We start from the raw sequence: 21,368 nt of genomic DNA, 5'->3' as shown, positions 1-21,368 counted from the left end.
ATTCCGTGACATCCGCCGGAGGCTTTAACTTTTTGAGCAGGTGTTTGGACACCTGCTCAAAAAGTTAAATTATATCGTATTTTTTACAGCCTTAACAGTCGCAAGTGCAGCTTTTAAATCTTCGTAAATAATATTACCAACTACTACTGTATCTGCATATTTTGCCATTTCTGCTGCTTGCTTAGCAGATGTAATGCCGCCACCGTAAAACAGTCGGGTATTTTTCAGTTCATTTTTAACAGCACTTACAACCTCAATATCACCATAAGTACCGCTATACTCTACATAAAATACAGGTAATCTAAAGAAATTTTCAGCCATACGTGCGTAGGCAACAACATCATCAATGGAAATATCGGTTTTCGCCTTCGTTACTTCCGCTACTTTACAAGTCGGATTTAAAATACAATAACCTTCAGCTACTAGTTCATCCCATACCATAATATCTCCATATTCTTTAATTGCTTCATGGTGTAGATTTTTAATCCACTTTGGATCATCACTATTTAACACGGTTGGAATGAAATAATAGTCATAACCTGGTGTTACCGAATCAATATTAGAAATTTCAAGCGCTATCGGTACTCCAAAGCGTCTTACACGAACAAGCAAATCTAATACGCCATCTAAAGTTACATTGTCTGTTCCGCCAACTATAATAACATCTGTCCCTGATTCACAAATTCTTTCTAGTGCCTCATCTGAGATTTCCTTAGCTGGGTCGAGCTTGAACACATGTCTCCATTCTAAATAATCCATCTATTTTACCACCTATCATTTTCTATCTATTCGTTTACAAGTATAGCTTATGACTGTCTACAAAAAAATGAAAAAGACTGAGCAGAACCTCTACCCAGCCTCTTTACCTACTATTCTTTTGGTGCTTGAAATGGCTTTTCATCTGGATACAAACGACCTAACATTTCATCATATGTATCGTTCCCATAATCAAAGCAACGACGTACACGCGAAATAGTTGCTGTACTTGCACCTGTTTCCTTTTTAATGGATTCGTAGGTTTTCTTTAATCGTAGTAAATGCGCAACCTCAAAGCGTTGTGCTAACGATTGAATTTCACTAATCGTACATAAATCATCAAAAAACTTATAGCATTCTTCGATGTCTTTCAGCTCTAACACTGCTTTAAATAATTGATCTGTTTGATGCCCACGAATTTTTTCGATTTGCATGCAATCTTCCTCCCTTTAAGGCTGCGTTTTCACCATTGCTTTTAACCCTGGTGAGGTTGGTATGAAGTGGACCCAAGACTTCCCTGGTACTAGCTTCACAAGTTCCCCAGACTCTTCTACAGCCATTGGTATTCCATCAATATTAGCCCATTTGACTTCTCTCATATAGCCATTTTGAAATACATACGCATTTCCACCAGAAGTTAAATCAATTTCTTGGCGCCCCTCATTATCAATCGTTCGATGTTTCATTTCAAAAAATAGAACATTTGCAATTGATAATGTGTCGCCTGTTAACATATCCTTTGTGTCTACGCCAGCCGATTGTCGTCCATAACGATTACTTTGATGATCATACAAATACGAATTATGGAAATACTCACTATTTCCGTAGGTAACGTCAACTCGACTTGTTTCAATGCCTATTTTACCACGTTCATCGGGTTCATAAAAAGCCTGACTTACTTTTTCACGGTAACTCATTGAAGCGTTCACTTTTTCCGCTCCATTTACTATATTTTCAGACGTAATATATGAGTTGTGTGGAGCAACACGATCTTTTGAACGTTTAAAAAGTGTCCCATCATAATCCATGCCATTTATATTGTCGACTACATTATTAATAAGCATCGATTTTGCCTCAGGGCTATAGCCGTGTGCTACATAAAATGCATCAAAGCCTTTTGCAAGATCAATAAAATAAGAACGAGCACTACGAACTGGCCCTACAGTTTCTGGCAGTTCACTTTGATACACCGCTAATAAACGCGTAACATCGCCTTCAGCTAGCATTTCATAAATAATATCCGCCGCTTCAATTCCTGATTGCGGACGTGCTTTCGGATGATTATTAATTGTAACCATAATTGGGCGTTGCGTAATTTCTTCCTTCACAGCTTCACCTGTTAATGGAGCAACCTTATCCCCCTTTTGAGCAGGCTCTTCAATAGCAGTTTCTTCATCAACCTTGTTCGTATCGTCTTCCTTTACTTCCGACGAATCTTTAGAACATCCTCCTATCAACAAAGTACTAAAAGCCATTGCGATAAATAGTTTCTTCGATTTGAACACAAGCATTACTCTCCTTTAATCAATTACATCTAACTGTAATTGTTGTGGCTATACCATAAGGAAGCTTCAACTAGCGCATCACTGCTGGTAATAATAACTTATTCTTCATAACATCAAAAATCCCTTTTGGTGTTATCCGAATATATGGTAAATGTGTAGATTGTAAGAATAATAACGAATAAATTGCGTCTCCTAAGTGATAACCACGTTCCGCTAATGCTTGTTTTAAGACCTTCTCTTTTTCCGATAGTTCCTTAACATCTCCATCATGTAAAAGACCACCAATCGTTAACGGAATAGTTGCAATTACTTCACCCTTTTCAGCAAGTACAATCCCACCACGCATTGCCTTCATTTCTTCAAAAGCTGTAATCATATCATCTTTATTTTTCCCGATTAGCAAAATATCGCCTGTATTCGAATAAGATGAAGCAAAGCCTTGTACACTAGTAGCAAAACCTTTAATCATCGTGTTAACATGCCAATTGCCATCTCTATTAATAAGCATTAAATAACATTCATCATGATCTGCAAGCTGCCCTTCTCTAGTAATTAAGGAGTTATATGGTTTGGTAATAACATCATTTACTAACTCAATTCCAAACGGCATCGAAAATTGAAAATCATGAGACGTTAAAGAAAAATCTAAGTCAAACGCAGGTAACGCTGAATAGTCAATTGCAGCAAGTCTTTGCACTTGCTCTCCATCGCGTTTTAACCAAACACCCTTCGATAGTACACTCTCAGGAACTGGGTGCCATTCATCTTGTAAAATATTTAGGGAAGCAAATCGACCAGTTGCGATAAAGCCATGTAAGCTGGTCATATTATAATAGCGTGCCACATTATAGGAAGCCATTTGATAAGCATCGATTGGTGCTACACCTGCATCTAAAGCTGCTTGAATACATTTATCCATCACGCCATCTTCATGGAAAGATGGTGTTGAGCCATCTGTTGTCATCATTAAATGATCAAAAATAGGCAGTTCTTTTTCGACAATTCCTTTTAATAGATGTGGTAAATCAGGACGTATTGAAGAATAACGCAACGTTACAGCATATCCTTGCATAATACGTCGCTCCACTTCTTCCACTGTCATAGCTTCATGATCACCATCTGCACCAAGTAGCTTCATACGTGCTAAAGTTCGTTCTGATGCGCCAGGGAAGTGCCCTTCTATTTTTTTTCCGTAGTCCTTAGCCATTTGCATGCGATAAAGCATTTGGTCATCTCCATGTAACAACCTTGGCCAGCCTGTTAATTCTCCACCAAGTAAAACGTCATCTCGTTCTAACCATTCTAAAATGGACGTATTAGAAAAAATCTCTTCCTCCTGCTCCATTTCAGTTTGCGAATCAAAACGAGTCCACCAATAAAATGAAAACGGTAGCTTTTTCAAATCATCCAAAACTGAAAACGCTTTCTTATTTTCTAAAGATAAAACGAAGCTTAAATTATCTGAAATAAAAGTTGTAGTGCCTAACTGTCCACAAAAGTCAGCAAAAGATTGTGGATGGTATAACTGGAACGGATGAACATGTGGCTCAATATATCCTGGCACAATTGTTTTATTCGTACAATCGACCACCTCTGTTCCCTCTGATAACGGAGGCATTCTATCACCAGCATAGACAATACGATCTCCTAAAATCCAAATGTTCCCTACTACCCATTGTTTGAGCATGCTATGTAAATAACGCGCATTTTTTAATACAATATCAGGTGCTTTTTTACCATCAATTACAGCTAATTGTTGGCGTAATTCTGTAATTTTCCATACTGGTTCCATTCTATTCGCCCCTTCCTAAATTACGTAAAATTTCATCGTGTAAATCCTATTTGAAATCACATACTACTACTGCATAAACGCTTTCTTCCATAAATTTAGTGCTTTATGCAATCATCTTGTTTCAATCGTAACACAGCACTTTCATAAAGCAAAGTGCCCCCCGCTTTATTTTTTCCACAATGACTAAAGGAGGAAATATGATGATGCAGGAAACGAATTTAAGCGAAAAAAATGCCTTCTGTCGCTTTGCAATGGGTACGAGCTTAACGGCATTTGGTATCGCTAAGGTCTCAAGAAATCCTAACTGTACGGCAGGTCGATTGATGATTGCTTTTGGTGCCATGAAAATGGCTGAGGGTATTTTTAAGTATTGCCCAACTAAATCTTTACTGAGCTCAAGCATGGAGAGTGCTATGAACAATAGCAACAATAATAGCAACTCTTTTATGCAAAGTATGCTCAGTGGCCAAAATTCTATGTCATCTGAACAAATCGAAAAACTCATGAAGGATTTCTCCTCTGTTATAACTGGAAATATGTCAGGATCAACCGCAACTGCGTCAAAGCAATCTGACTCCAGCACTTCCAATCAAACTTCCTCAGAAAGTAAAAGTTCCACAAATAATGCACAAAATCCTTCTTAGTCAAAGGAGCCGTCTCAACTATACAGTTGAGACGGCTTTCACCCTTGTAAATCATACGTTTAAAAACAACAAGAAGTTTCATAGTATGATTAAAATATTAAATTATAGTGACCATCATCATAACGAAGGGTTGATTTCCGCTACGGGCTACTCGCTTTGTTGCTGCCGCTTCGCTTTCGCACAAGAGCAAGGCTTCCTGCGGGAGAACGTCGAGCCGCTTCCTACGCTACAGGAACGAAGGCTAAGTGCGTCACGTCCTGTGACAATGCCTTCTTGACCAACATCGTTTTGGCCTCAGGGTCTCGTCTATCTCGCTTTCCCGCGGGAGTCGAGTAGTCCTACGCTACAATCAGTTAAAAATGGAAATATATTTGCCAAAATAGCAATAAAAAATCCTTTTATCCCTCAATAATAAAACTTTGGGACATTTATTAAAACATTCGCGATGTAAATAAGTTGATTGTAGTGGAGACTGGGCGACTCCTTGGGGATCAGCGTCACAGATGAGACCTGCAGCGTAGCGAAGCGGCTCATCGGACGCCCCCAGGAAAGCGCCCAGTCGGAACGGAAATCAACCACACGCTATGGTAATAAAGCAAAATGTAAAAAAGTTATCCTTTTATCGGGCAATTATAGATCTCTATATTTCCCTACTCTATTTATCAGTTACTCAACTACTACTTAAACGTACGCCAGCCGATATCTTTACGGAAGAAGAAATTGGACCATTTTTCTGTTGCAATGCCTGCGTATACTTTTTCTTGTGCTTCCTTTAAAGTGGAGGCTTTTGCTCCAACTAATAAAACTCGGCCACCATTACCAACAAACTTCTCATCTACGAGCTTTGTACCTGCATGGAATACTGCATGTGAAGCTGATAGAGTTTCTAAGTTAGGTAATGTATTTCCTTTTTCAACGTCCCCTGGATAGCCTTCAGCGGCAATAACTACACCAAGCATTGCTTCTTCAGACCATTGCAAATCAAATGGCTTTTCATCCATTAATGCCATCATAAATGCGCCAAAGTCAGATGCCATACGTGGTAAAACTACTTGTGTTTCTGGATCGCCGAAGCGTGCATTAAACTCAATCACTTTTGGACCGTTTTTCGTTAAGATCAATCCTGCATATAAAATTCCTGTAAATGATACACCATCTGCCTCCATACCTTTCACGGTCGGTTCGACAATTGTCTTATAAGCTTCATCCACTACGTATTGTGAAATTTGAGGCACCGGCGAATAGGCGCCCATACCACCTGTGTTCGGTCCTTTATCGCCATCATAAGCACGTTTATGATCTTGAGCAATGACCATTGGATATATCTGACCTTTATGGACAAATGACATAAAGGAGAATTCTTCTCCGTCCAGGAATTCTTCAATGACAACACGTGAAGATGATTCACCAAAACGTTGGTTCCCAATCATATCCTCCACAGCTTCAACTGCTTCATCTTCGGTCATTGCAACAACTACACCTTTACCAGCTGCCAATCCATCTGCTTTGATCACAATTGGTGCACCTTGCTCTTTAATATAAGCGATAGCCTTTGCAGCCTCAGTAAACGTTTCATGGGCCGCAGTTGGGATATTAAATTTATTCATAATATCTTTCGCGTATGATTTACTGCTTTCGATTTGTGCCGCTGCCTTTGCTGGACCAAATACTCGTAAACCTCGAGCAGTAAAGAAATCTACTATACCTTCAGCAAGTGGTTGCTCAGGTCCTACAAATGTTAAATCTATCGCATTTTCTTTTGCAAATTGTGCAAGACCTGCAAAATCCATCGTATCTATTGCAACGATTTCCGCATCATTTCTCATGCCATCATTACCAGGAGCTACAAATACTTTATTCACAGATGGTGAAATACTAAATTGTTTGGCGATAGCATGTTCTCGACCGCCGCTTCCAATAACTAATACTTTCATTTCAGGGAATCCTCCTATTTGTAAGTAAGACCGAGATGAACTAACATCTCGGTCTAATTTTTAACGTGTTCTGATTAGTGTTTGAAATGACGTACGCCAGTGAATACCATTGCAATGCCGTATTCATTTGCTTTATCGATTGAATCTTGATCTTTGATAGAGCCGCCTGGTTGAATAATGGCTGTAATACCAGCCGCTACAGCTGCTTCTACAGTATCGCTCATTGGGAAGAATGCATCTGATGCTAGCGCTGCACCTTTTGCTTTTTCGCCAGCTTGCTCAAATGCGATTTTAGCTGCTCCAACACGGTTCATTTGGCCAGCGCCAACACCCAGTGTCATTTGAGAATCTGTAACGACGATAGCATTAGATTTAACATGCTTCACAACTGCCCAGCCTAGTTGTAATGCTTCCCACTCTTGTGCTGTCGGTTCACGGTCTGTGACAACTTTAATATCTGCATTAGAAAAACCGTAGCGATCTGGTTCTTGTACAAGAAGGCCGCCTTCAACTGAAACAACATTGAATTTGTCTTGTTTTGCTTGCCCGAAAGGAATTGTTAATAAACGAATATTTTTCTTCTTCGTTAAAATATCAAGTGCTTCTTGAGAGAAAGCTGGTGCAATAATAATTTCTAAAAATATATGGCTTAATTTTTCAGCAGTTGCTGCATCAACTTCCATATTCAAAGCAATAATGCCACCAAAAATAGACGTTGAATCTGCTTCATATGCTTTATCAAACGCTTCTTCTAATGTTGCGCCTGTTCCAACACCACAAGGATTCATATGCTTTACAGCTACAGCAGCAGGCATTTCAAACTCTTTCACAATTTGCAATGCTGCATTCCCGTCTTGAATATTGTTGTATGATAACTCTTTACCATGCAATTGCGTTGCATAAGCTAATGAAAAATCAGAACCTAGACGTTTTTGATAGAACGCTGCTTTTTGATGAGGATTTTCACCATAGCGTAAGTTTTGTTTTAATTCATATGTCATTGTTAAGCTCTCTGGGAATTCTTCTTCTGTTAAGTGGTTTGATATATATGAATCATAAGCGGCTGTGTGACGGAAAACTTTTGCAGCTAATTTACGACGTGTTTCAATAGTCGTTGCACCATTAGCTTTCAGTTCCTCTAATACGTTCGCATAGTCATTGCTATCCACAATTACTGTTACATATTGATGGTTTTTTGCTGCAGAACGTAACATTGTTGGACCACCGATATCGATATTTTCAATCGCATCATCCCATGTTACATTAGGCTTTGAAATTGTTTCAACAAACGGATAAAGATTGACACAAACAATCTCGATTGGCTCAATTCCATGCTCATTCATTTGTGCTTGATGAGAAGCATCGTCAAATTTTCCTAATAGTCCACCGTGAATCATTGGATTTAAAGTTTTTACACGGCCATCTAAAATTTCAGGGAATTTAGTTACTTCATCTACTGCTGTTACGGCAACATTATTGTCTTGTAACATTTTTTTCGTACCACCAGTTGATAAAATTTCATAACCTAATGCTACTAGTTCTTTTGCAAATTCTAAAATACCATCTTTATTGGAAACACTGATTAATGCACGTTTTGTCACAACAATATCCTCCTAATTTTTGGGATCACCACCAAATCATGTAGTTGATTTCCGTTCCGGCTGGGCGTTTTCCTGGGGGCGTCCGATGAGCCGCTTGGGCCAACATGATGTTGGTCACGAAGGCGTTATCACAGGATGTGATGTTTTTAGCCTTCGTTCCTCTGCCTGCTCGCTCCAGGGTCTCATCTATGACGCTAATCCCCAAGGAGTCGCCCAGCCTCCACTCCAATCAACTTATTTTCATAGTAGACGTTTTATCAAAAGTCATCCACAACTTTTGGTGATGAACCAATTTTCATCGTGTTTGCCACGAATATGTCTTGCTATTATTGATAGAGTAGAGTTAGGCTGTATTGTTCCAGAAGACCTAACTCCTCACCACTGAATTACTTTAATAATTGCTGTAAAGCTTTTGTATATAGTCCATGCTCTTCTTTATGAATAGCCATTTCTGTTGCCTCACGGTCACCTTCAACAACTTGAACTGCCGATTGGGCAATAATTGGCCCTGTGTCCATACCTTCATCTACGAAATGGACGGTTACACCTGTTATTTTAACTCCGTGTTCCATCGCTTGACCAATGGCATCTTTACCTGGGAAGGACGGTAATAGTGAAGGATGAATATTCACAATGCGCTGTGGGTAGGCAGTTAGCAATACTTCACTAATTAAGCGCATATAACCTGCAAGCACAATCCATTCTACATGACGTTCGTGAAGAGCCTCGATAATAGCAGTTTCGTAATCTGCTTTTGATGAAAACTCTTTCGGACTTAAAGCTAGCACTGGAATACTATAGTTTTCAGCACGTGTCACTACAAATGCGCTAGGCTTGTCTGTCACAACAAGTTCAATCTTTGCATGTAGTTCGCCACGTTCAATGGCCTCTTGAATAGCTTGAAAGTTACTGCCGCTACCTGAAGCAAAAACGGCAATTTTAGTCGGAGCGGTCATTACACTAAACTCCCATCATGTGAGCCATTGAATACAACACCTTCGCCTTTCACAACGCGACCAATTTTGTATGCTTTTTCACCATTTTCCTCTACTGTAGCAAGGACTTTATCTACTTCAGCTGCTGGTACAGCTAACACGAAGCCAATGCCCATGTTAAAGACATTATATAAATCCTTGTCCTCTAACTGTCCTTTTTCTTTTAAAAACTCAAAAATACGTAAGACTGGCCAAGAACCTAAGTCAATTTCAGTTGCTAAACCTTCTGGCATCATACGTGGTAGGTTTTCATAAAAGCCACCGCCCGTTACATGGGCACAGCCATGAACGTCTGCTGCTTTTAAAGCTGCAAGTACAGGTTTCGCATATAATTTTGTTGGCACTAACAAGGCTTCCCCGATATGGCCGAGATCCTCGTAGCCTTCCACAATCGAATCAACAGCGTACTGATTATCTGCAAAGACAATTTTTCGCACTAATGAATAACCGTTTGAATGCACCCCACTTGAAGCAATACCAACAAGCACGTCACCCTCTACGATGTTCTCACCTGTTACGATGGCTGATTTTTCACAAGCTCCTACTGCAAAACCAGCTAAATCATACTCATCTTCTTCGTAAAGACCTGGCATCTCTGCAGTTTCTCCACCGATTAATGCTGCGCCAGATTGCACACAGCCATCTGCAACGCCTTTTACAATTTGCTCAATTTTCGCTGGCTCTGCCTTGCCAAGGGCTACATAATCTAAAAAGTACAATGGTTCTGCACCTTGCGCTACGATATCATTGACACACATCGCTACACAGTCCACACCAATTGTGTCGTGCTTGTCCACCATAAACGCTAGCTTTAGCTTTGTCCCAACACCATCTGTACCTGAAATAAGAACAGGTTCCTTAAGATTTAGTTCTGACAAGTCAAACATACCACCAAAACCACCGAACGTGCCCATCACACCTAGACGGTTTGTACGTTCAACGTGAGACTTCATTCGTTTTACGGCTTCGTAGCCTGCTTCAATATTTACACCTGCTTGTTCATATGCTTTTGACACGCAGAGTTCCTCCTTATCATCCAAATCTAGATCTGTCATCATGGCTAGATGTATTTAGATGTTTTTCTTAACGTAATAGTTCTTTTTCATGCGGTAAGATTGTATCTGGGAAAATTTCTGTTGGATATTTACCTGTAAAGCATGCTAGGCATAATCCTCGGTTTTCATCTTCATAAGGTCTTGCAATCGTCTCCACCATGCCCTCAACGGAAAGAAATGTTAGTGAATCGGCTCCGATAGTTTCACGGATTTCATCTACATTGTGGCTAGAGGCAATCAATTCTTCATGTGTTGAAGTATCGATGCCATAATAGCAAGGATCCGTCATCGGTGGCGAAGAAATCACAACATGAACTTCTGCTGCCCCTGCATCTTTTAACATTTTTACAATACGTCGTGAAGTTGTACCTCGAACAATCGAATCGTCCACCATCACTACTCGTTTACCTTTTACAACTTGAACAACTGGAGAAAGCTTCATTTTCACACCACGTTCACGTAATTCCTGTGTCGGTTGGATAAATGTACGGCCTACATAACGATTTTTAATAAGACCTAGTTCATACGGAATTCCACTTTCCTCTGCAAAGCCGATTGCTGCTGAAATACTTGAATCAGGAACACCTGTAACAACATCAGCTTCAATATGTGCACATTCACGAGCAAGCTGTTTTCCCATACGTTTACGCGCCATGTGGACGTTAATACCATCAATATCAGAATCAGGACGCGCTAAATATACGTACTCCATCGCGCACATTGCACGTTTATCCATCTCTACAAAACGATCAGATTTTACACCTTCATCGTTAATAATTAATAACTCACCAGGTTCAACAGAGCGAACAAATTCTGCACCTATTAAATCAAATGCACAAGTTTCAGAGGCTACAACCCAACCATCTCCTAGCTTCCCAAGAGATAATGGACGTAAACCATGTGGATCACGTGCGACAAGCATTTCATCTTTAGTCATAATTAAGAACGAGTAAGCACCCTTTAATAATGAAAGGGCATTTTTCACCTTTGCACGGAATGGTGAAAGCGAGCTTTTCTTAATAAGATGCCCAAGCACTTCAGTATCGGAGCTAGAATGAAAAATACTCCCTTGGCGCTCTAAATACTGTTTTAAGTGCGTTGCATTGACTAAATTACCGTTATGAGCAATTGAAAGGCTACCAGTTGACGAGTGGAATAATAACGGCTGTACATTTTCAATACCGCCACCTCCAGCAGTCGTATAACGGACATGGGCAATTGCTGCTTTTCCGTCCACTGCCTTTAATTTGTCTTCGTTGAAAACATCATTAACTAGTCCTTCGCCTTTCACCGCGCGAAGATGCTGACCGTCAGAAACGACGATTCCAGCGCCTTCTTGGCCACGATGTTGAAGAGCATGAAGCCCGTAATAACTAAGGTGTGCTGGATTCGGGTTACCCCAAATACCAAACACCCCACATTCTTCGTTTAAGCCTCTGAGTTCAGCAAGCATGGGATTGCTCCTTTCCAATTAGAACGGAATTCCTCCACTGTACCTTCTACAAGCACACCGTTGTCACCGTTGATTTTAACAAGCGCATCGTTTGTTACGACACCGATTTTCTTTGCGTCTTTTACAATTTCTACAAATGCAGATGCATTTTCTTCTTTCACTGTTACAACGAAACGAGATTGTGTTTCACTGAATAATGCTGTTGTAGCAGAGCCTGTTAATGTCACTTCAAGACCTAAGTCATTAGCGCCAAATGTTGTTTCAGCTAGCGCCACCGCAAGACCACCTTCTGCTACATCATGTGCAGATTGTACGATTCCTGCTTTAATTGCTTTAAGTAATGCTTGTTGACGGGCAGCTTCAATCTGTAGGTCAATCGCTGGTGCTTTCCCTGAAATAACCCCATTATTGAATAACTTTTGAAGCTCCGAACCACCGAATTCAGTTTTTGTATCGCCGATCACAAATACTACATCACCAGCAGCTTTTACTTCTTGAGTTGTTACATGTGCTAAATCTTCAATTAGTCCAACCATACCGATTGTTGGTGTTGGGTAAACCGCTTCACCAGAACGTTCGTTATAAAGAGACACGTTACCACCGATTACTGGTGAATTCAGTGCTGTACAAGCCGCTGAAATACCATCAGCTGATTTTTCAATTTGCCAGAAGATTTCTGGTTTCTCAGGATTGCCGAAGTTCAAGCAGTCAGTAATCGCTAATGGAGTACCACCAGTTGCTACGATATTACGAGCTGCCTCAGCTACTGCAATGGCACCGCCTACTTCTGGATCTAGGAAAATATAACGAGAGTTACAGTCTGTAGTCATCGCTAATCCTTTGTTCGTACCGCGCACACGGATAACGGCTGCATCAGAACCTGGAGCAACGACTGTTGATGTACGAACTTGATAATCATATTGATCATAAACCCACTCTTTTGAAGCAACTGTTGGTGCTTTTAAAAGTGCATTTAATGTTTCTTTGTAATCTGTTACCGCTGGTTCTGTGTTTTCCATCGCCTGGAACTCTACATAGTAAGCAGGCTCTGCAGATGGCTTATGATAAACTGGTGCATCTTCTGCAAGTGCATCAGCAGGTACTTCCGCTACAACTTCACCATTATGTAAAAGGCGAAGCATTTTATCATCAGTCACGCGACCAATTGCCACAGCATCTAAATCATATTTATCGAAAATCGCTTTAATTTCATCTTCGCGACCTTTTTTCACAACAAGTAGCATACGCTCCTGAGATTCAGATAGCATCATTTCATATGCTGTCATACCTGTTTCACGTTGAGGTACTAAGTCTAAGTTCATTTCTACACCAGAACCAGCCTTAGAAGCCATTTCTGCTGATGAAGAAGTAAGACCAGCAGCACCCATGTCTTGAATACCTACTAGAGCGTCAGATTTTACAACTTCTAAACATGCTTCAAGTAAAAGTTTCTCCATAAATGGATCTCCTACTTGTACTGCAGGACGTTGGTTCTCAGATTCTTCAGTTAACTCCTCAGAGGCAAATGTTGCACCATGGATACCGTCACGACCTGTTTTCGCACCAACATACATGACTGTATTCCCTACACCAGCTGCGATTCCACGTTGAATATCTTTGTGGTCAATTAAACCTACACACATTGCATTAACTAATGGATTGCCTTCATAGCAAGGATCGAATTGAATCTCGCCACCTACTGTAGGAATTCCGATACAGTTACCGTAACCTGCGATACCAGCAACGACTTCTTCGAATAAATATTTACCACGCGCTGACTTTAATTCGCCAAAGCGTAGTGAGTTCAGCATAGCAATTGGACGTGCACCCATTGAGAAAACGTCACGGATAATACCACCAACACCTGTGGCAGCACCTTGATAAGGCTCGATTGCTGAAGGATGGTTATGCGATTCCATTTTAAATACAACTGCTTGTTCATCACCAATGTCTACGATACCAGCACCTTCACCTGGACCTTGTAAAACTTGTGGACCCTTCGTAGGGAATTTACGTAACACTGGTTTTGAATTTTTGTATGAGCAGTGCTCAGACCACATTACTGAGAAAAGACCTGTCTCTGTCCAGTTTGGTAGACGTCCTAAAATACCTTCTACCATTGCAAATTCTTCGTCTGACATTCCCATACCAGCGTATAGCTTTTGATCTTTAATCTGCTGTGCTGTTGGCTCAAACTTAGTTGTTGACATGATTTTCCCTCCACTGCTTCACAATTGATTTAAATACTGCTAGACCGTCTGCTCCGCCCACCAGTGCATCAACAGCTCGCTCTGGGTGAGGCATCATACCTAGGACATTGCCGCGCTCGTTTATAATCCCAGCGATATCTTCTAAAGAACCGTTTGGATTTTCTCCTGAGTATGTTAACACGATTTGATTGTTATCTTTTAATGCTTGTAATGTTTCCTCGTCACAGTAGTAGTTACCTTCACCATGTGCAATTGGAATATTAATTACTTGACCTTGCTCATATTGGTTTGTGAATAATGTATTATTGTTTTCAACTTTAAGCTGAATTGTGCGGCACATGAATTTCAAATTTTTGTTTCGAAGTAATGCACCTGGTAATAAACCTGCTTCAGTTAGGATTTGGAATCCATTACATACTCCTAATACCGGCTTACCAGCATCTGCTGCCTTTTTGACCTCTGCCATAATATTAGATTGATTGGCCATCGCACCACAGCGAAGGTAATCTCCATAAGAGAAGCCTCCCGGTACTAAAATACCATCAAAGCCGCTTAAATCAGTTGCTGTATGCCATACATATTCTACTTCTTCACCTAGCTCGTCTTTAATCGCATGATACATATCGATATCACAGTTTGACCCAGGGAACACGAGTACTGCGAATTTCATGATTAGTTAGCCTCCTCGACTTCGTAACGGTAGTCTTCGATCACAACGTTAGTTAAAACCTTTTCACACATTTCTTTTACTAGAGTATCAATATCACGTTCTGTATCTTTAATTGCTAGTTCAAGATATTTACCAATACGTAAATCTTCTACTTCAGCGTAACCCATTTTCACTAAAGAACCTTGTACAGCTGAACCTTGTGGATCAAGAATGCTCTCACGTAATGTTACGTAAATTTTAACTTTTTTCATTGTTATTTGCCTCCGAGTCTAGAAAGTATAATAGTATAAACTTCAGTTAAATTACCAAGGTCTCTACGAAAGACATCTTTGTCTAACTTTTGCTTTGTAGTTGCATCCCATAGTCTGCATGTATCTGGTGATATTTCATCTGCCAGCAGTACATTTCCATCATTGTCACGTCCAAACTCTAATTTAAAGTCAATTAGTGTAACGTTGACATCTGCAAATATAGGTTGCATAACTTCGTTAACTGCAAGTGCTCCATCATAAATGGCTGTCACTTCCTCAGGTGTTGCAAGATCAAGTACGTCAATATGCTCCGTCGTAATGAGCGGATCGCCTAGTTCGTCGTCTTTATAATAAAACTCAACGATTGGGCGTTTTAATGGTGTGCCTTCTTCCAAACCGAGACGTTTCGCTATGCTACCTGCTGCTATATTACGAACTACGACCTCTATTGGAATAATATCTACCTTTTTTACAAGCTGCTGCGTATCAGATAATTGTTTTACGAAATGTGACGCAATTCCGTTAGCTTGCAATTTTTCGAAAATTAGAGAGGTAATGCGATTATTTAATACGCCTTTACCTTCAATTTCTTCTTTTTTCTCACCATTAAATGCTGTTGCACTATTCTTGTATTCAACGAGTAACACATCTGGCTCCTCTGTTGTATATAATTTTTTTGCTTTACCTTCATACAAAAGTTGACCTGTAGTCATTTCGTTACTCCCCCTGATATTATGAAATACACGCGTATTGTTCAGAATTGAATCGTCGTATACGATTCAATTCTGTAACATCCGCTAGTGGCTTACTCTATCAATTTCGCCTTGGCGTAATTGCGTCCGGATTTTGAATTGTGCTGGCACAATTCATTCCTTTCAAAATCCGTGACATCCGCCGGAGGCTTTAGGCCAACAAATGTTTTCTGTGCGAAAGCGCAGTGCTAACGTAGCGTCAGCAACAACATGATGTTGGTCACTCAGTCGTTGCCACAGGACGTGGCGTTTTTAGACTGAGTTCTTCTATTTCAGTAGGTGTTTGGTTACCTACTGAAATAGAAGATCGTTAGTTAAGTCCAAGACGCTCAAAAATCATATCCACATGCTGTAAATGGTAGTTGTAGTCGAAGCACTCATCTAGCTCTTCTTTCGTTAAATACGATGTAATTTTTTCACTTGCATCGACTAACGTACGGAACTGAACTTGCTCATCCCACGCCTGCATCGCTAAAGGTTGTACTGTATCATACGCTTCCTCACGCACTAACCCTTTATCGATAAGTGCTAATAAGATGCGTTGAGAGTAAATTAGACCAAAAGTGCGACCCATATTACGTTTCATGTTTTCAGGGAATACTGTTAAGTTTTTCACAATGTTACCGAAGCGATTTAACATATAGTTAAGGGTAATTGTTGCATCCGGTAAAATAACACGCTCTGCAGATGAATGTGAAATATCACGCTCATGCCATAATGCTACGTTTTCATAAGCCGTTAGCATATAGCCACGCATTAAACGTGACATACCAACCATGTTTTCAGATCCGATTGGATTACGTTTATGAGGCATCGCTGACGAGCCTTTTTGTCCTTTTGAAAATCCTTCCTCAACTTCACGTGTTTCAGATTTTTGCAAGCCGCGAATCTCTGTTGCAAATTTCTCTATTGATGTTGCGATTAATGCCAACGCCCCAAAATACTGTGCATGGCGATCACGTTGTAATGTTTGTGTTGAAATAGGTGATGCTGCAAGTCCTAATTTATCGCATACATATTGCTCAACTCGAGGATCGATATTGGCATATGTTCCAACTGCACCAGACATTTTTCCTGTTTCAATTACTTTTGCTGCTGCTTCAAAGCGTTCTAAGTTACGCTTCATTTCTTCATACCATAAAGCTAATTTTAAACCGAAAGTTGTTGGCTCAGCATGAACACCGTGTGTACGTCCCATCATGACCGTATGCTTATACTCTTTCGCTTTCGCTGCGATAATGTCAATGAAATTCATGATGTCTTTACGTAAAATATCATTCGCTTGCTTAATTAAAAAAGAAAGGGCTGTATCAACTACGTCCGTTGAAGTTAAACCATAGTGCACCCATTTTCGCTCTTCACCAAGTGTTTCAGATACGGCACGAGTGAATGCTACAACATCATGACGTGTTTCTTTTTCAATCTCTAAAATACGATCCACATCAAATGAAGCATTTTCACGGATTTTAGCTACATCTTCTTTTGGAATGTCGCCTAATTCTGCCCAAGCCTCACATGCTAAAATTTCAACCTCTAGCCAAGCTTGATATTTATTTTGTTCTGTCCAAATTGCGCCCATTTCGGGTCTTGTGTAACGTTCGATCATTGCGTTTCTCCTTCTATTCTGGCCAAATACCAGAACTCTCGATTTGTTGTAGTGTTTCTTCTAAGTTTTTCGTCATAATCGTTACGTGGCCCATCTTACGGTTAACCTTAGCTTCAGCTTTCCCATAAAGATGTATAGACCATTCAGGATATTTAGCAATTGAGTTACTAAGTGGCATGACATGCTGCCCTAAAACATTTATCATAATTGATGGTGCCCATAGTTGTGGTTTACGTAATGGCCAACCACAAATAGCGCGTATATGCTGATGGAACTGTGAAACATTACATGCTTCTATTGAATAGTGACCTGAATTATGAGGTCTTGGTGCTAATTCATTAATAACAATTCCACCATCTTCTAATACAAACATTTCTACTGCTAATGTGCCCACTAAATTTAAGTAATCAGCAATTTTCAAAGCTTCGTGCTCTGCAGCCTGTGCTGTTTCCTCTTTTATACGAGCTGGCACAATCGTTTCATGTAAAATATGATGAACATGAATATTTTCTCCAACTGGCTGACAATATGATTCACCATTACCGTTTCTTTGAACAATGACAGACACCTCTTTAACGAAAGGTACAAATCCCTCAACAATACATTGTGAATGAGTGAAAAGCCCATTTGCTAACGTTAGGTCTTCTGCAGATCTTAAAAGCTGCTGCCCCTTGCCATCGTAACCACCTCTTGCTGTTTTGACTATACAAGGATAACTAATCCTATCGATATTGGCTAGTAATTCTTCATATGTATTTACAACCAAATAAGGGGCTACCGGACAACCTGCGTTCATAATCGCTTCTTTCTCAGTCACACGGTTTTGTGTAATGCGTACTAGCTCTGCTCCTTGTGGTACGTAAGCCATTTGTGTTAAACGTTTTAAGCCATCATAATCGATGTTTTCAAACTCATACGTTATAACGTCACTTACCTCAGCAAGTTCTTCTAAAGCTGCCTCATCATCATATGGTGCTACAATACGAACATCCGCAACCTGTCCACATGGTGAATCCATTAATGGTTCAAGAACAGCAACTTTAAAGCCGGCCTCTTTTGCAGCAAGTGCCATCATACGTCCAAGTTGCCCTCCTCCGATAATGCCTATCGTCTGCCCTGGATAAATTATCTTTGTCACACTAAGTCACCTGTGCTTTCCAGTACTTGTTGCTTCGTGGCTTCACGTCTAGTATCTAGTTTATTAGCAAGCTGTGCATTTGTTGTCGATAAAATTTGTGCTGCAAGCAAGCCTGCATTCGTCGCTCCTGCTTTGCCAATCGCTACTGTTGCTACAGGTACACCTCCAGGCATTTGAACGATTGATAATAGTGAATCAAGACCGTTAAGAGCACGAGATTGCACAGGTACTCCGATTACCGGTAACGTTGTTTTAGCTGCTACCATTCCTGGTAAATGTGCAGCTCCACCTGCACCAGCGATAATTACTTGAATTCCTCGCTCACGTGCTGATTCTGCATACTCAAACATTAAGTCAGGAGTACGATGTGCAGACACTACCTTTTTCTCGTACGGTACTTGTAATTCATCTAAAATATCACATGCATGTTTCATTGTTTCCCAGTCACTTGAACTCCCCATAATGACACCGATTTTCGGATTCATGATTGTCGCTCCTTTTTAACGTTAGAAAAATGATCAAATATATAAAAGCTACTACAATTCTTTACTTTTTCTTTTTATAACAAAGAAAATCCTCAAATAAACTACTCCCTACCATACACGTGAAAGCAGCTTACTTGAGGACTTATTATAAAAGAATATGCAAATGTACATTTCTGTACACACACCCTTCCGTAACATGCCAAAAGTGCTTTCCCGCATAGTCCGGCATTTACGGTGCCGGGTAGAGACACTAGAGCCAATCCTCTAGCATATATGTGGGATTTATTTGTTTTTCCTTCTCACATTTTAACAAGTCATTTCACTATCGTCAATGCAAAAATGCGAACAATTTATTTTAGTCATTTATAAATGTTCGGATTTTAGTCAAAACCACTCAGAATCTTGGCAATTCATCGCTTTGAATTGTATTTTTTGACGTAAATACGTTGGTTCTCCATTGACTAAGTGAAAAATAGGTTCTTCTTTTCTTCCAACTGCCATATAGCCATCTTGACGCATTCTTTCCAAACAATCTTCAATTGACTCATTTTCTTCTACTTCATACCAAATTTGTTTTTTTCCCAAATCTTTCTTCCTTTCGATCTTATATCCAATTATTTTCTCTCGTATGATTTCCATTATACCTTTAGTTTGTTCCTTTAGTATGTATGATTCATTAATAATATGCTCTTCACCATAACGTGAGGTTGATTTTCGTTCCGACTAGGTGCTTTTTTGGGGTATCCGGTGAGCCACTTGGGCCAACAGATGTTTTTAGCGCGAAAGCGAAGTGGTAACGACAAATGTTCTCTGTGCGAAAGCGTAGTGCTACGTAGCGGCACGATGTTGGCCACTATGGCGTTATTACAGGAAGTGATGGTTTTCCACTACTGCTCACCCTAATAAAAAGTAATTGTTCCTTTAACGGTACTATTCGAAGACAAATTAAAAGAACTGCAGAGATAAAATCTGCAGCTCTTTATTAAGGATTTTGAAATCCGTAGACTCCAATTAGATATGCACCTAGGAACAGGAACATTAAAAAAGCATTGAGTACAATCAAAATCATACGGATATCGCCTTTAATGCCCAAAATTGCGCTAATTACTCCTAGTCCTACTAATATAAATGGCGTAAATATACTTAGATCATAAAGAAATTTAAAAAAACTACCATACCATTTTGATGAGTCATAGCCAAACATAAAGAATGCAATCATTAAGAGAAATATAGATATAGCAGAAAAAATGTTACGCCTCATTTTTTATTCTCCCTTATTAGATCACGATGTGTGTTATAGATCTAATTTCAATCTAAAATTCGCTAATAAAGCTCGTCCTACTTTATTCTTTAAGCAAAAAGTGATGGATATATCAAATGTTGAGGCAATATACAATGTGAAGCAGCCGCCCGAAACGTTCTGGCGGCTACCCATTTCTATTTTTAGACATTCCAGCAAGTTGTAAGAATCTCTCTTGATGGTGTTCTATCCGCCTCTTAGTTGATTCTATCAGTCGTTTTTGTTTCTACGGGCACAAATGTGTTCTCCCGCTGAAACATTCCACAATCAGTCTGCTTTGCCCATTTTTTCGGCGGGTATGTCGATTCGTTAATATATTATATAACCTAACATTATGTAAATTTTAACATTTAAATGAGTATATCATTTTATTATTATTTTATAAAACAAAAAAGCCGAGGAATTAATCCTCGACTTTTCTAGGTGCCTAGCGACGTCCTACTCTCACAGGGGGAAGCCCCCAACTACCATCGGCGCTAAAGAGCTTAACTTCCGTGTTCGGTAAGGGAACGGGTGTGACCTCTTTGCCATCATCACTAGACTATTGTCGACCTCCAATACACGGCGTATTACTGCGTCAGCTTCTCTCGTTCAATCGGTCACGTACAGTGGTACGCTCCCTCATTCACTCGTTTGCTTCCTTGTACTACTTGTGTCTTGAAGCTCTCTTCGGCTTTCAATATACATCGCATTTCTTCGTCAGCTTCAGTCGTTCAGTCAGTCACGTACTTGAGTACGCTCCTTCCCTCTCTCCATCGCTTCCTCGAACTACTCGTATCTTGAAACCCTTGATGAAAGAATTGTTCTTTCAAAACTGGATAAACGGTGCATTGAATGTTTCAAACATTTTGGTTAAGTCCTCGATCGATTAGTATTCGTCAGCTCCATGTGTCACCACACTTCCACCTCGAACCTATCTACCTCATCGTCTTTGAGGGATCTTACTTACTTGCGTAATGGGAAATCTCATCTTGAGGGGGGCTTCATGCTTAGATGCTTTCAGCACTTATCCCGTCCACACATAGCTACCCAGCGATGCCTTTGGCAAGACAACTGGTACACCAGCGGTGTGTCCATCCCGGTCCTCTCGTACTAAGGACAGCTCCTCTCAAATTTCCTACGCCCACGACGGATAGGGACCGAACTGTCTCACGACGTTCTGAACCCAGCTCGCGTACCGCTTTAATGGGCGAACAGCCCAACCCTTGGGACCGACTACAG

At 40.2% G+C, this 21,368-nt stretch carries 19 protein-coding genes, 2 rRNA genes and 1 riboswitch; of the genes, 1 reads left to right on the top strand and 20 read right to left on the bottom strand.

Annotation, left to right across the window (positions count from 1 at the left end):
- Positions 1 to 69 precede the first annotated feature (69 nt).
- The 4 genes from pcrB to ACFTQ7_RS15105 form a co-directional block, all read right to left on the bottom strand.
- On the bottom strand, positions 70 to 759 hold the full coding sequence (gene pcrB, locus ACFTQ7_RS15120) for a heptaprenylglyceryl phosphate synthase (protein WP_386829775.1): 690 nt from the start codon (positions 757 to 759) through the stop codon (positions 70 to 72).
- A gap of 110 nt (positions 760 to 869) precedes the next feature.
- Positions 870 to 1,190: a YerC/YecD family TrpR-related protein gene (locus ACFTQ7_RS15115; protein ID WP_004225717.1), complete on the bottom strand. Its 321-nt coding sequence runs from the start codon at positions 1,188 to 1,190 to the stop codon at positions 870 to 872.
- Positions 1,191 to 1,205: 15 nt separating this feature from the next.
- Positions 1,206 to 2,261, bottom strand: a complete 1,056-nt coding sequence (locus tag ACFTQ7_RS15110) for a DUF3048 domain-containing protein (RefSeq protein ID WP_386829772.1) — start codon at positions 2,259 to 2,261, stop codon at positions 1,206 to 1,208.
- Between the two features lie 70 nt (positions 2,262 to 2,331).
- The gene (locus ACFTQ7_RS15105) at positions 2,332 to 4,053 is read right to left on the bottom strand and encodes an adenine deaminase C-terminal domain-containing protein (protein WP_386829770.1); all 1,722 of its coding nucleotides are present in this window, start codon (positions 4,051 to 4,053) and stop codon (positions 2,332 to 2,334) included.
- Positions 4,054 to 4,253: 200 nt separating this feature from the next.
- Between ACFTQ7_RS15105 and ACFTQ7_RS15100 the strand changes: the two genes are divergently transcribed.
- Positions 4,254 to 4,697, top strand: coding sequence for a hypothetical protein (locus ACFTQ7_RS15100; RefSeq protein WP_386829769.1), 444 nt, complete (start codon positions 4,254 to 4,256; stop codon positions 4,695 to 4,697).
- A gap of 677 nt (positions 4,698 to 5,374) precedes the next feature.
- Here the strand turns inward: ACFTQ7_RS15100 and purD are convergent.
- The 16 genes from purD to ACFTQ7_RS15020 form a co-directional block, all read right to left on the bottom strand.
- Entirely contained in the window at positions 5,375 to 6,631 is a 1,257-nt protein-coding gene (purD, locus tag ACFTQ7_RS15095) for a phosphoribosylamine--glycine ligase (RefSeq protein WP_386829767.1), read from the bottom strand.
- 74 nt (positions 6,632 to 6,705) lie between these two features.
- Entirely contained in the window at positions 6,706 to 8,232 is a 1,527-nt protein-coding gene (gene purH, locus ACFTQ7_RS15090) for a bifunctional phosphoribosylaminoimidazolecarboxamide formyltransferase/IMP cyclohydrolase (protein ID WP_386829765.1), read from the bottom strand.
- 386 nt (positions 8,233 to 8,618) lie between these two features.
- A complete protein-coding gene (purN, locus tag ACFTQ7_RS15085; protein WP_386829763.1) occupies positions 8,619 to 9,188 on the bottom strand; it encodes a phosphoribosylglycinamide formyltransferase in 570 nt (189 codons plus the stop codon).
- Positions 9,188 to 10,243, bottom strand: a complete 1,056-nt coding sequence (gene purM / locus ACFTQ7_RS15080; protein WP_386829762.1) for a phosphoribosylformylglycinamidine cyclo-ligase — start codon at positions 10,241 to 10,243, stop codon at positions 9,188 to 9,190. The genes purN and purM overlap by 1 nt, the downstream gene beginning before the upstream one ends.
- A 67-nt stretch (positions 10,244 to 10,310) precedes the next feature.
- Entirely contained in the window at positions 10,311 to 11,735 is a 1,425-nt protein-coding gene (purF, locus tag ACFTQ7_RS15075) for an amidophosphoribosyltransferase (RefSeq protein ID WP_386829760.1), read from the bottom strand.
- Positions 11,711 to 13,945, bottom strand: a complete 2,235-nt coding sequence (purL, locus tag ACFTQ7_RS15070) for a phosphoribosylformylglycinamidine synthase subunit PurL (RefSeq protein WP_386829759.1) — start codon at positions 13,943 to 13,945, stop codon at positions 11,711 to 11,713. The genes purF and purL overlap by 25 nt, the downstream gene beginning before the upstream one ends.
- On the bottom strand, positions 13,932 to 14,615 hold the full coding sequence (gene purQ, locus ACFTQ7_RS15065) for a phosphoribosylformylglycinamidine synthase subunit PurQ (RefSeq protein ID WP_386829757.1): 684 nt from the start codon (positions 14,613 to 14,615) through the stop codon (positions 13,932 to 13,934). Before purQ ends, purL begins: the two co-directional genes overlap by 14 nt.
- 2 nt (positions 14,616 to 14,617) lie before the next feature.
- On the bottom strand, positions 14,618 to 14,866 hold the full coding sequence (gene purS / locus ACFTQ7_RS15060) for a phosphoribosylformylglycinamidine synthase subunit PurS (RefSeq protein ID WP_079562648.1): 249 nt from the start codon (positions 14,864 to 14,866) through the stop codon (positions 14,618 to 14,620).
- A gap of 2 nt (positions 14,867 to 14,868) precedes the next feature.
- On the bottom strand, positions 14,869 to 15,579 hold the full coding sequence (gene purC, locus ACFTQ7_RS15055) for a phosphoribosylaminoimidazolesuccinocarboxamide synthase (RefSeq protein WP_386829755.1): 711 nt from the start codon (positions 15,577 to 15,579) through the stop codon (positions 14,869 to 14,871).
- Between the two features lie 349 nt (positions 15,580 to 15,928).
- A complete protein-coding gene (gene purB, locus ACFTQ7_RS15050; protein WP_386829753.1) occupies positions 15,929 to 17,224 on the bottom strand; it encodes an adenylosuccinate lyase in 1,296 nt (431 codons plus the stop codon).
- A gap of 13 nt (positions 17,225 to 17,237) precedes the next feature.
- A complete protein-coding gene (gene purK, locus ACFTQ7_RS15045; protein WP_386829751.1) occupies positions 17,238 to 18,362 on the bottom strand; it encodes a 5-(carboxyamino)imidazole ribonucleotide synthase in 1,125 nt (374 codons plus the stop codon).
- Entirely contained in the window at positions 18,359 to 18,847 is a 489-nt protein-coding gene (purE, locus tag ACFTQ7_RS15040) for a 5-(carboxyamino)imidazole ribonucleotide mutase (RefSeq protein WP_386829750.1), read from the bottom strand. The genes purK and purE overlap by 4 nt, the downstream gene beginning before the upstream one ends.
- 198 nt (positions 18,848 to 19,045) lie before the next feature.
- A riboswitch (purine riboswitch) is annotated at positions 19,046 to 19,144 on the bottom strand.
- A gap of 87 nt (positions 19,145 to 19,231) precedes the next feature.
- Complete coding sequence (locus ACFTQ7_RS15035; protein WP_386829748.1) at positions 19,232 to 19,432, bottom strand: NETI motif-containing protein; 201 nt, start codon at positions 19,430 to 19,432, stop codon at positions 19,232 to 19,234.
- A gap of 397 nt (positions 19,433 to 19,829) precedes the next feature.
- A complete protein-coding gene (locus ACFTQ7_RS15030; protein WP_386829746.1) occupies positions 19,830 to 20,108 on the bottom strand; it encodes a hypothetical protein in 279 nt (92 codons plus the stop codon).
- Positions 20,109 to 20,572: 464 nt separating this feature from the next.
- Positions 20,573 to 20,688, bottom strand: a 5S ribosomal RNA gene (rrf, locus tag ACFTQ7_RS15025).
- Positions 20,689 to 20,995: 307 nt separating this feature from the next.
- A 23S ribosomal RNA gene (locus ACFTQ7_RS15020) occupies positions 20,996 to 21,368 on the bottom strand; the annotation flags it as partial.

It is taken from the genome of Lysinibacillus sp. NPDC056959 (assembly GCF_042674095.1).
Taxonomy (GTDB): domain Bacteria; phylum Bacillota; class Bacilli; order Bacillales_A; family Planococcaceae; genus Lysinibacillus; species Lysinibacillus zambalensis.
This window is presented reverse-complemented; position numbering and strand designations above follow the sequence as displayed.